Origin of the sequence: Bacillus sp. HMF5848 (assembly GCF_003944835.1) — a bacterium.
Taxonomy (GTDB): domain Bacteria; phylum Bacillota; class Bacilli; order Bacillales; family HMF5848; genus HMF5848.
This window is the reverse complement of record NZ_RWIV01000001.1, coordinates 3,117,779-3,129,567: the sequence shown is the minus strand read 5'-3', so window position 1 is coordinate 3,129,567 and position 11,789 is coordinate 3,117,779. Positions and strand designations below refer to the sequence as shown.

Genomic DNA, 11,789 nt, shown 5'->3' with positions numbered 1-11,789 from the left:
ATGTAGTCTAAGTAGAATATTATTAACATGAAAAATAGTGACAATAATACGTATAAAAAGTATCGTTTATTTCACTCTTATGAAAGTATTCGTATTATTAGAAAATGTCTGTAAGAGAATTATAACAATGGCTATATGACTATATACAATGTTTGCATACAACAGTAGCAGTGAGTAATTAGCGCCATTTGAATATAGCATAAATGAATGCCACATTAAGATTACAAATGGGATTTGGCAAATACACAATATTTTTTTGTAAGTTTTCCAAAGAATAATAGGTGTTAAACTTGCTAGAATCATATAGGCAACGAAAATATCCATTATAAGTCCCCCTTTTTTTGGTAAGCGCTTACTTATGAGTATAGCAAGAAAGTTCACAAATTTGTAACATTTTCAATGGAAATATTTCGAATTAACTAATATTTCACTGTTTAAATGTGAAATTTTTTACAACTAGAAATATTTTATGAAGATTGAAGAACATCCCTCTTTTATTTGCTACAATGTCAAAAGAGGTGATTTCATTTATGCTTCAAGAAGCACAGAGAGTTTTAAAAAAGTTTTTTGGATACACAGCTTTCAGGCCTGGACAACAACAAATCGTTGAAAAAGTATTAAATAACCATGATACATTGGGGGTGCTTCCAACAGGTGGAGGGAAGTCAATATGTTATCAAATTCCAGCACTTGTTGTTGAAGGCATTACAATTGTCATTTCTCCATTAATCTCTTTAATGAAAGACCAGGTTGATAGCTTACACCAAGTAGGGATATCAGCGACTTATATTAACAGTAGTCTCGATGCTAAAGAAATGAAGCATAGATTGCAAGATATTCAAATTGGGATGTATAAAATTGTGTATGTGGCGCCAGAACGTATAGAGTCTCAACAGTTTAGAAGAATATTACAGGATATACCTATTTCCATCGTGGCGATTGACGAGGCTCACTGTATTTCGCAGTGGGGGCATGACTTTCGGCCGAGCTATCGGTATATAAATCAGATGATAACAGATTTACCAAAAAAACCAATTGTGATCGCATTGACTGCAACGGCTACGCCAAAAGTAATAGATGATATTTGTGGACAGTTACATATCCCTCAGGATAACACTATTGTTACAGGCTTTGAACGAAATAATTTGCGCTTTTCAGTAATCAAAGGACAGGACAAACGACAGTACCTTATGAAGTACTTGAAAAGCCAAAGTCTTAATGCAGGTATTATTTATGCTTCTACACGTAAAGATGTGGACGAGCTGTTTGAGTATTTGCGTAAAAACGATATAAAAGTAGGAAAGTATCATGCAGGCTTGTCAGAGCAAGAGCGAAGTGAGGCACAGGATCAATTCTTATTTGATGAGATTGATGTGATGGTGGCCACTAATGCTTTTGGAATGGGTATTGATAAATCAAACGTCCGCTATGTACTTCACTATAGTCTACCTAAAAATATAGAGTCATATTATCAAGAAGCGGGTCGTGCTGGGAGAGACGGAGAGGAAAGTGAATGTACACTTTTGTTTTCTCCGTATGATATTCAATTGCAAAAGTTTCTTCTTGAACAATCCTCATTGGAAGATAAGCAGGCAGAATACGAGAAGCTTCAACGTATGATTGATTACTGTCATACTGAGCTTTGCTTACAGCGTTATATTGTTGAATATTTTGGAGCGAAGTACGAGAAAAAGACGTGTGGCAAGTGCTTGAATTGTACCGACACTCGTGAAAAGGTTGATATAACAAAGGAAGCGCAAATGATTTTCTCCTGTATTAAGCGCATGGATGAGAAATTTGGGAAAACACTCGTAGCTCAAGTGTTAAAAGGATCACGATCAAAGCGTGTGTTACAAATGGGGTTCAATTCGTTATCAACGTATGGCTTACTTAAAAATAGGACGGAACAAGAAATAACAAATATGATTGACTTTCTTGTAGCAGAAGGTTATTGCGTGTTAACACAAAGTCAATACCCGGTTGTCATGTTAACTGAGTCTGTTATACCAGTTTTAAAAGGACAGCAAAATGTGTTTAAAAAAGAATCCGTTATTGTTAAACAAGCTGCAACAGATGATGAGCTATTTGAATTACTTCGGGCTGTTCGTAAAGAGATTGCAGACCGTGAAAAGGTTCCACCTTATATCGTATTTTCTGATAGCACCTTGCGAGACATGTCTGCGAAGTGTCCTATTGATGAAACAGGAATGTTATCTGTAAAAGGTGTGGCACAAACGAAATGGGAGCGTTATGGTGTTGAATTTGTAGAAGTAATTGCCGACTATATGAAGAATCAGGGAAGACAAGAAAGGCAAAAACAGCAGCCTCAAGCAGTAGAATCAATTATAAGCCAAAGAAGTACAAATAATCAGCCTAGCTACTTGGAATCATTTGAATTGTTTGAAGACGGAAAGAGTTTACGGGATATTGCTGAGATTCGTGACTGCGCTATTACGACAGTTGAGAGCCACATTTTACGGGCAGCAGAAGAAGGTTACAAATTGGACTGGTCGAGAATAATTGACCCCGTGCATGAGCCTTTAATTATTGAACTAGCACAGCAGCTTAACACAACTAAACTAAAAGAATTGAAAGAAGCTCTACCAGAGGGAGTACCATATTTTGAGATTAAGGCTGTATTAAAAAAGTGGGAATTAACCCCTAATCTACTTAATAAAGGGTAGAAGCTAATAGGAGTGGTGTCCATGCAAACAACTGAACAATATAAAAAACAGATGAATATAATGTTTTGGGTATTTGTTATAGCGATAGCGTTATTATTTATCTTTTTAGTAACAGGCCTAATTGAGGCACACTTTTGGGTTATATTTGTTGTTATGATATGTGGCTTACCAAGTATTTATAAAAATAAAAATAAAACAATAGAGCAAGCACGAGAAAAGCAAGCAAAAACACTTAAAAAGGGAATGTGGCATTATACGCTTGTGTATGGAATCTTACTTTATGGCGTCCCAATGGGAATATTCTTAGGCTTAGGGGATGGATATAAGCCATCTGTGTTCTTTCCTACTATATTTGGTGTCATGCTTTTAGGAGGCACGCTGTTTGGGATGTTGATGTTTTGGTATATAAAACGAGATTACAAAAAATACATTAAAACTTCTAAAGATGTATAAGAATTTTAAATAAAATAAAAAACACCAGCACGGCAAGTTGCCATGCTGTTGTTTTTGTTGCTTGTTACCTTTTAACAATTTCCGTTAATTTTGTTACCATCTGCGGAAACGAGTGTAAATCCACGACCAAACCAAGAGCTTTCATAATCAATCGCAATATTTTCAAAATATGTTTTCTGGTACTCATTAACCAAAAAGCGTAATCCATCTTTTTCTGTTATTTCGTCATTATCTAATGCTGACTCTTCCAGAGCCATTCTTAATTGTGGGCCACCTCAGCCGGCAGCGAGTGACACACGAATAAATACATCCTCTACACGTGCCTGCATACGTGCCAGCTCTTCTTTTAATTGAGATGTGGCCGCTGCTGTTACTTTTAACAATGTTGTTCACCTTCCTTTAGATCTGTTTCTACTCTTTATTATACCCCTGTAAGTATAAAAAGGAAAGTGAAACCATTTAGTCATAACGAAAAACATGTTTAATTGCCACACTATGTTCAACTATTCGACAGCATAGCCAACATTTTTAATTACATCATGAATAGTTGACAGATTTGTCGTACCATCGTCATACTCAATATGTACTTTGTTATCGTCTAGACTCGCTAATGCACGTTGTACACCGTCAACAGACAATAACGATTTCTCTACTTTATTGACGCAGCTTTGACACTCCATACCGTTAACATTTAATTTCTCTTCTACAATTGCCATAATACAACCTCTCTTCAATTTATTGCATTACTAACTTATGTAATTTTTAAGTAAATATCCTTAAAAATACAACACAAAGTGAATATAGATGTAGAAGGAAGACTGATGAATAGAACGTGAAAAGAATGAACAATCTCTTGCAGAACTTCTCAAACAGGAAAGCCTATCTCCTTTAGGTGTGGGAGTGTAAGGGCTATGTGAATGTAATTAATAAGCAGTACACAAACAGAGCAATTAAATCTGTTTCTTTTTTTTGTTGTAATGATCTGTAACTACTTACGTCATTCAAAACCCCGTTCGTTTCTTGTGAACCATTGTCTTCTTCGCTTTTTCTGAACTTGCTGCTCCCGGACGACTTGTCTAATTCTGAGAGTTTTTAGTTGGCTTATATAATCTAGCGATTAACAACAAACTAAAACTACTATTCTTACGATTAAAACTATTGATATATAAGAAAACTAATTTTTCAAAGAATAATTAATAATAAAAGCTAGTGTAATAAAGGTTTATGCTTGTGAAAGTTTTATCGGTATATGTTGAAAAAGGAAGAATTGAAAGGATATGAAAGGAAATGAAGGTATTTGTATGGAAACTATGTCTCTAGTGATAATAATCACATGTAATATACATATATCGTAAATTTTCATACTATTTGCGTTTTGCACCTCTCCAAAAAATCTTGTTAACATAATAAGGGTAAGAATAAAAAGAGGGGGAGTTTTTAGACGTGAAAAAGTTTATAGGAATACTTATAGCAGTGATGCTAACGGGTGTACTAGCTGCCTGTGGTTCATCAGAGAATACTAGTAATGATGCTGCAGGTTATACCTTAGTTGAAGATGGAAAGTTTACCTTTGCCGCTTCCGGTGAATTTAAGCCTTTCAGTGTGACAGATCCAAAAGGTGTTATGTCAGGCTTTGATATTGAAGTTGGAGAAGCTGTCGCTGAAAAGCTTGGACTTGAACCAGTGCAAAAGAAGTTTAAATTTGCCGGAATTGTTGAAGGTGTAAAAACAGGTCGCTTTGACGCAGCTATTGCAAGTCACACAATTACTGATAAACGACTTGAGCAGGTAGACTTTTCTACTCCGTACTATTATTCAGGTCCACAAATCTTTGTAAGAGGCGATAGCTCAGTTGAAACGCTAGCTGATTTAGAAGGTCTAGAAATCGCTGTTTCAAAAGGTTCTACATACGCGGAAACAGCTGCTGAAGTAACAGACAACATAATTCAATACGATAGTGATGTTACGGCACTTGAAGCTTTAAGTAAGGGCAGACATGATGCTGTTATCACTGATTTTATCACTGGGAAAGAAGCAATCGGAGCTGGCATGAGTATCGAGGGACGCGAACTGCTAGGTCGTAGTGAACAGGCAATTGCTATTGCGAAAGACAACACAGAGCTATTAAATAAAGTCAACGAGGCTCTACAAGAGCTTCGTGAGGATGGCACATTAAAAGCAATTAGTGTGAAATATTTTGGGGAAGACATCACAGCTGACCCTGAAAAATAGTAATAAAGACTTTTTGCGGGATGTGCGTTAAATATAACGCACATTCTCTGTTTAATTAGCTAAGCCTAGAGTGACATAGATATTAGTAACTCTAGGCTTTTAAAAAAGGAGTGGGATTTCTTGCCGAGTTTTGGACATTTTTTTGAACAACTAATCGCATCTGCAGATTATTTTTGGTATGGTGCTCTAATTACGTTACAATTAACAGCTATATCTATTGTAATTGCTATATTCATAGGGTTGTTTTTTGCTTTGTTAAAGATTTCACGAATTCGCTTTCTAGAGTGGTTAGCGGATGGGTACATCTTTATTGTGCGTGGAACACCACTTATCGCGCAAATATTTATTTTTTACTACGGCTTAACAACACTGCATATATCACAGTTTTGGGCTGTTGTTCTCGGGCTAGCATTCCACAACGGTGCTTACATTGCTGAGATTTTTCGTGGTGCTATTCAATCTATTGACCGTGGGCAAATGGAAGCAGGTCGCTCACTTGGGATGAGTCGTACATTATCGATGAGACGAATCGTTTTACCACAGGCATTTCGTCGTGCCTTACCTCCACTAGGAAACCAATTTATCATTGGTTTGAAAGATTCCTCACTAGCATCCTTCATCGGTATGCCAGAATTATTTGGTGTTGCAACGACACTTGGATCACAAACCTTCGATTATATGACGAACTTACTTATTGTGGCGGTTTGGTATTTAATACTTGTGTTGATTTTAACAATTATCGTAAATCGATTAGAGAAGAAGCTTGCTGCTAGCGACTAGGAGGGGATACTATCGTGAATGAGAAAATAATGATATCAGTAGAAAAATTAAATAAATCGTTCGGAGATTTACATGTTTTAAAGGACATAGATATGACCGTAAAAGAAAGCGATGTGGTCGTTTTAATTGGAGCGAGTGGATCAGGAAAAAGTACACTTCTTCGGTGCCTTAACTATTTAGAGATTAAAAATAGTGGAAAGATCATAATTGAGGGAGAAGAAGTTGAAAAAGAAACACATAATCTAAACGAAATTCGACAAAAAGTCGGTATGGTGTTTCAGCATTTTAACCTTTTTCCACATAAAACTGTAATTGAAAATGTTATGGAAGCACCTATACAAGTCAAAAAACTCTCTAAACCAAAAGCAAAGCAAGAGGCGCGTGAATTACTTGCAAAGGTCGGACTTGAAGATAAAGAGAATGTGTATCCTTCCAAATTATCAGGAGGACAAAAACAACGTGTTGCTATTGCTCGATCGTTAGCCATGAAGCCAGATATCATGTTGTTTGATGAGCCGACATCAGCATTAGATCCAGAATTAGTTGGTGAAGTATTATCCACTATGAAGGAACTAGCTGAAGAAGGAATGACAATGGTCGTTGTAACACATGAAATGGGATTTGCTCGTGAAGTAGCAGACTGGGTTGTATACATGCACGACGGAAAAATTGTTGAGGTTGGTCACCCGGATCAAATCTTTGAGCAGCCAAAAGAGCAACGCACAAAAGAGTTTTTAGATTCAGTTTTATAATAATTGGGAAGGGCTAAGCTATATAATTACGCTTAGCCCTTTATTAATGTGTTAAAATATCTGAGGTTTCTTACTATATATTATTTGTTAAGCGCTAAGAGTAGCAAATTCAAAGCTTTAACCTTGGTAGTAAAAGCTTTGGGCGATAGCGATTTAAATGTGTAAACGGTAGTAACTAATTCTTGACGAATCTCTTGGACTGTTTTATCATAGGCTTAAATGAATGAATAGTCATTCATTTTCGTGTAATACTAAATACTTTTAATGAACAGCTCTTATGACTGCTTTTCATTCCCCTCGATTTGGTATAGGATGTGAAGAGATAATTCACTTCACATCAGCGAGAGTTAGGAGAATGCCATATGAAAAAAAATCGACCAAAGTACAAACAAATAATAGATGCTGCTGTTATTGTTATTGCTGAAAATGGATATCATCAGGCGCAAGTTTCAAAGATTGCTAAACAAGCAGGCGTCGCAGACGGCACTATATACTTATATTTTAAAAATAAGGAAGATATTCTGATTTCCCTTTTTCAGGAAAAAATGGGTACATTTGTCGAAAAGATTGAGGGGGAAATAGCAGGATTAGAGAAAGCAACAGAGAAGTTATTGTTATTAGTGCAAAAACATTTTGCTTTACTTGCCGATGATCATCACCTTGCAATTGTAACGCAATTAGAATTGAGACAATCACAAAAGGATCTTAGGTACAAAATTAATGAAGTGCTAAAGGGGTATTTACGAATTGTTGATCAAATTCTCCAGGTAGGAAAAGAAAACGGAGAGTTTGACCCAGATTTAGACATTAGACTAGCGAGACAACTTGTATTTGGTACGATTGATGAAACAGTTACAACATGGGTTATGAATGAGCAAAAATACAGTCTAACAGACCTTGCAGAACGTGTTCATAAGTTGCTTATTAACGGTTGTAGAGCTAATTAGCTCTACAACCTGTAAATAAACAAGAGATGGGGGAGTATCATTGGAATTTTTTCAAATTTCAGTCGATGAAAACGTCGCTACAGTAACACTGCAACGTCCGCCAGCAAATGCTTTAGCATCAGGGGTGTTATTAGAGCTTCAGCATGTACTTGACGAGTTAAAGTTGCGTGAAGATGTTCGTGTTGTTTTGTTACGAGGCGAGGGGAAATTTTTCTCAGCAGGTGCTGATATTAAAGAATTTACAGCTTTACAAGGTGCTAAATCGTATGCCAATTTATCCAAACGAGGGCAGCAATTGTTTGAAGAAGTGGAAGCGTTTCCTAAACCGATTATTGCTACTATTCATGGTGCAGCACTTGGTGGTGGACTAGAACTAGCGATGGCATGTCACATTCGCTATGTTACTGAAGATGCAAAGTTAGGCTTACCAGAACTACAACTCGGTATTATTCCCGGATTTGCAGGTACACAGAGGTTAACAAAATATGTGGGGACTGCAAAAGCACTAGAAATGATGTTGACAAGTGAGCCCATTAGTGGAATAGAGGCAGTTCAAATGGGACTCGCGACAAAAGCATTCCCAGAAGAGACTCTAGTTTCAGAGGTTACTGCCATAGCTAAAAAAATGGCTAAAAAGAGTCCGCTTACTACAGAAGCTGTAATTGAGCTTGTTAACTTTGCTAAACATCAGTCTTATTATGATGGTGTGGAGCGCGAGGCTGAGCTATTTGGTGACATCTTTACCTCAAGTGATGCAAAGGAAGGTGTCATGGCTTTTATTGAAAAACGCCAACCAACATTTACAGGTAAATAATACGGATACATTATGCTGTACAACCATATAATCTAGTAAGTTGACAAACTAATATTAGGAGGTTCGGTGCATGAACATTTATGTGTTATTAAAACGTACATTTGATACAGAAGAAAAGATTGTCATTCAAGGCGGTAGCATTCAAGAGGATGGCGCAGAGTTTATTATCAATCCATACGATGAGTATGCAGTTGAAGAAGCTATCCAAGTACGTGATGCTCACGGTGGTGAGGTTACTGTTGTAACAGTAGGAAGTGAAGAGGCTGAGAAGGAGTTACGTACAGCTTTAGCTATGGGAGCAGATAAAGCTGTGCTTATTAATACAGAAGATGATCTTGATGACAGTGACCAATTTACAACAGCAACAATTTTGGCAACATATTTAAAAGAGCAAGATGTCGACTTAATAATTGCAGGTAACGTCGCAATTGATGGTGGGTCTGGGCAAGTAGGGCCTAGAGTTGCTGAACTTCTTGATATTGCGTATGTTACAACTATAACTAAACTTGAGATTGATGGCTCAACAGTAAAGGTTGTTCGTGATGTAGAGGGAGACTCTGAAATTATTGAAGCATCTCTACCTCTTCTTGTTACTGCTCAACAAGGACTAAATGATCCTCGTTACCCATCTCTACCAGGGATTATGAAAGCAAAGAAGAAACCATTAGATGAGTTAGAATTAGATGACCTTGATTTAGATGAAGATGATGTTGAGCAAAAAACAAAAACTATTGAACTCTATTTGCCACCAGCAAAAGAGGCTGGAAAAGTGTTGTCAGGTGAGATTGAAGATCAAGTTAAAGAACTTGTTTCGTTATTGCATTCTGAAGCAAAGGTAGTATAAGGGGTACAAAGTACGCGAACGATTTTTTCATAAAGCTAAAAACTTAGTTCACAGGGGGTTTAGATATGTCTAGAAAAGTACTTGTTTTAGGTGAAGCAAGAGATGGCGTATTACGTAACGTGTCGTTCGAAGCGATTGCAGCGGCTAAAGTTATAGCAGAAGGTGGCGAAGTTGTTGCTGCTTTATTAGGAGATTCTGTTGCTAGTTTAGCAAATGATATGATAGCATACGGTGCTGACCGCGTCGTTACAGTAGAAGATGAAAAGCTTCAAGCATATACACCAGATGGATTCGGGCAAGCTACGATGGCTGTTATAGATTCTGAACAACCAGAAGGCATTGTATTTGGGCATACATCACTAGGAAAAGACCTATCAGCAAAAATTGCTGCTAAACTAGAATCAGGACTTATTTCAGATGCAACGGCTGTAGAGGTTGCCGGTGGAAATGTTGTTTGCACACGCCCTATCTATTCAGGAAAAGCATTTGAAAAGAAAATTGTTACTGATGGAGTAATCTTTGTTACTATACGTCCTAACAATATCCCAATGCTTGATAAAGATGATTCCCGCTCTGGTGACGTGTCATCATTAGCAGTGGATATTAAAGATTTACGAACTGTTGTGAAGGAAGTTTTACGTAAAGCAACAGAGGGCGTTGATTTAAGTGAAGCTAAGGTTATTATTGCTGGTGGACGTGGTGTGAAAAGCGCTGATGGTTTTGCTCCTTTAAAAGAGCTTGCTGACGTTCTTGGGGGAGCTGTAGGAGCTTCTCGTGGTGCGTGTGATGCTGATTATTGCGACTACTCATGGCAAATTGGTCAAACAGGTAAAGTAGTAACTCCTGATTTATATATTGCTTGCGGTATTTCTGGCGCTATTCAGCATTTAGCCGGTATGTCAAATTCCAAAGTTATTGTTGCGATTAATAAAGATCCTGAAGCTAACATCTTTAAAGTGGCTGATTACGGTATTGTTGGTGACTTATTTGAAGTAGTCCCACTCTTAACAGAGGAATTTAAAAAATTAAAGGTTCATTCGTAAATATTAATCAGCAAACACCTCGACATTGTAGTTGAGGTGTTTTAATTTTTTGGCTACCCTGTAAATAACTTTTATTGATTTTCGATTCACTCCCATTCACTCCCTTTCCTCGGGCAATCAGCCAAACCTCATCGGTTTTCACCGTGTGGGATTTTGTTTGATTGTTTCTCCGCAGGAGTGTCGTGGATGTCCGCTCATTCTTACTTAGCTATAAGTTACATTTTTCATTTTCAATGGTGTGAATTTTCATTATCATGGATGTCTTTGTTAAAGATTTTTAATTATTTTTTGATTGTAGCGAACACCCGCGGAAAGAAGTGGAATGAAAATCCACATTGAAGTTTAACGGAGCTAATTTTCTAAATGAATAGCAAACAAAACATGCAACAGATTGTCAATTAAATTATAATAGGGAAAGCTAAAATGAGTATGGTTGTAGTGGTTTTGGGTAACATTACTTTTGAAGCATAAAAATGGCATCTCATTTTGTTAAGTGATATACTTGCGTTAGTATTGAGATTAGTTTTACTTTTAGGAGGAATTACAATGGCAATTACAAATGTAACAGATCAAACCTTTACAAATGAAACTTCTTCAGGAGTTGTGTTAGCAGATTTTTGGGCACCTTGGTGTGGACCTTGTAAAATGATTGCTCCTGTTCTAGAAGAGCTTGATAGTGAAATGGGAGATAAAGTGAAAATCGTTAAGTTAGATGTTGATGAGAATCAAGAGACAGCTGGTAAATATCAAGTGATGAGCATTCCGACTTTACTTGTTTTCAAAGACGGTGAAGTTGTTGACAAAGTTGTTGGCTTCCAACCGAAAGAAGCTCTAGCTAATGTTTTAGCTAAACATGTATAATTTTAATCTGTGAACAAAGCTTGTAGGTAATCCTATAAGCTTTTTTATATGCAAAAATAGTCCGCTGTTCATAGCGAATCACTTACAGCTACATACACCAATTTGTAAACTACCTTTCAGACGCAGCCAAAACACATTGTAGTTTTTATATGAGAGAAGCGTATTATACAGTATAAAGACGTGAGCTTTCTAAATTAAAAACTACGTTCTTATGACAACTTTTTACATGAACAAAAAGCATACAAGCATGCTACAATATATGTTACAAATAAGATATGACTAGGATTTAAAGCACAAGGTGTTAATATAGCTTCATTTACCAAAGTAAAGAGCTTACGATATAGTGAACTAAAAGGCCCCGTATATGGTCGTGACGAGT

Annotated in this window: 13 protein-coding genes; 10 read left to right on the top strand and 3 right to left on the bottom strand. The window is 36.8% G+C overall.

What is annotated here, in order from left to right:
- Nucleotides 1–66: 66 nt before the first annotated feature.
- Nucleotides 67–324 carry a spore morphogenesis/germination protein YwcE gene (locus EJF36_RS15030; protein ID WP_125907097.1) on the bottom strand — a complete coding sequence of 86 codons (258 nt, stop codon included), beginning with the start codon at nucleotides 322–324 and terminating at the stop codon, nucleotides 67–69.
- A gap of 206 nt (nucleotides 325–530) precedes the next feature.
- On the opposite strand from EJF36_RS15030, the gene recQ reads away from it, so the two are divergent.
- A complete protein-coding gene (gene recQ, locus EJF36_RS15025) occupies nucleotides 531–2,684 on the top strand; it encodes a DNA helicase RecQ (protein WP_125907096.1) in 2,154 nt (717 codons plus the stop codon).
- A gap of 21 nt (nucleotides 2,685–2,705) precedes the next feature.
- Complete coding sequence (locus tag EJF36_RS15020) at nucleotides 2,706–3,137, top strand: hypothetical protein (protein WP_125907095.1); 432 nt, start codon at nucleotides 2,706–2,708, stop codon at nucleotides 3,135–3,137.
- Nucleotides 3,138–3,208: 71 nt separating this feature from the next.
- On the opposite strand, the gene EJF36_RS15015 is transcribed toward EJF36_RS15020, so the two are convergent.
- Both EJF36_RS15015 and EJF36_RS15010 read right to left on the bottom strand, forming a co-directional pair.
- Nucleotides 3,209–3,394: a hypothetical protein gene (locus EJF36_RS15015; RefSeq protein WP_125907094.1), complete on the bottom strand. Its 186-nt coding sequence runs from the start codon at nucleotides 3,392–3,394 to the stop codon at nucleotides 3,209–3,211.
- A gap of 246 nt (nucleotides 3,395–3,640) precedes the next feature.
- The gene (locus tag EJF36_RS15010) at nucleotides 3,641–3,853 is read right to left on the bottom strand and encodes a heavy-metal-associated domain-containing protein (RefSeq protein WP_125907093.1); all 213 of its coding nucleotides are present in this window, start codon (nucleotides 3,851–3,853) and stop codon (nucleotides 3,641–3,643) included.
- Between the two features lie 760 nt (nucleotides 3,854–4,613).
- Here EJF36_RS15010 and EJF36_RS15005 point away from each other — a divergent pair.
- From EJF36_RS15005 to trxA, 8 genes are all read left to right on the top strand, one after another.
- A complete protein-coding gene (locus tag EJF36_RS15005; RefSeq protein WP_125908407.1) occupies nucleotides 4,614–5,369 on the top strand; it encodes a transporter substrate-binding domain-containing protein in 756 nt (251 codons plus the stop codon).
- 120 nt (nucleotides 5,370–5,489) lie between these two features.
- Complete coding sequence (locus EJF36_RS15000; RefSeq protein ID WP_125907092.1) at nucleotides 5,490–6,149, top strand: amino acid ABC transporter permease; 660 nt, start codon at nucleotides 5,490–5,492, stop codon at nucleotides 6,147–6,149.
- Nucleotides 6,150–6,178: 29 nt separating this feature from the next.
- Nucleotides 6,179–6,901: an amino acid ABC transporter ATP-binding protein gene (locus EJF36_RS14995; RefSeq protein ID WP_185807021.1), complete on the top strand. Its 723-nt coding sequence runs from the start codon at nucleotides 6,179–6,181 to the stop codon at nucleotides 6,899–6,901.
- Nucleotides 6,902–7,263: 362 nt separating this feature from the next.
- The gene (locus EJF36_RS14990) at nucleotides 7,264–7,848 is read left to right on the top strand and encodes a TetR/AcrR family transcriptional regulator (protein WP_125907090.1); all 585 of its coding nucleotides are present in this window, start codon (nucleotides 7,264–7,266) and stop codon (nucleotides 7,846–7,848) included.
- 40 nt (nucleotides 7,849–7,888) lie between these two features.
- Nucleotides 7,889–8,662, top strand: coding sequence for an enoyl-CoA hydratase (locus EJF36_RS14985; RefSeq protein WP_125907089.1), 774 nt, complete (start codon nucleotides 7,889–7,891; stop codon nucleotides 8,660–8,662).
- 70 nt (nucleotides 8,663–8,732) lie between these two features.
- The gene (locus tag EJF36_RS14980) at nucleotides 8,733–9,506 is read left to right on the top strand and encodes an electron transfer flavoprotein subunit beta/FixA family protein (RefSeq protein WP_125907088.1); all 774 of its coding nucleotides are present in this window, start codon (nucleotides 8,733–8,735) and stop codon (nucleotides 9,504–9,506) included.
- Nucleotides 9,507–9,571: 65 nt separating this feature from the next.
- The gene (locus EJF36_RS14975; RefSeq protein ID WP_125907087.1) at nucleotides 9,572–10,549 is read left to right on the top strand and encodes an electron transfer flavoprotein subunit alpha/FixB family protein; all 978 of its coding nucleotides are present in this window, start codon (nucleotides 9,572–9,574) and stop codon (nucleotides 10,547–10,549) included.
- A gap of 546 nt (nucleotides 10,550–11,095) precedes the next feature.
- Nucleotides 11,096–11,410 carry a thioredoxin gene (trxA, locus tag EJF36_RS14970; RefSeq protein WP_125907086.1) on the top strand — a complete coding sequence of 105 codons (315 nt, stop codon included), beginning with the start codon at nucleotides 11,096–11,098 and terminating at the stop codon, nucleotides 11,408–11,410.
- The last annotated feature ends 379 nt before the right edge of the window (nucleotides 11,411–11,789 follow it).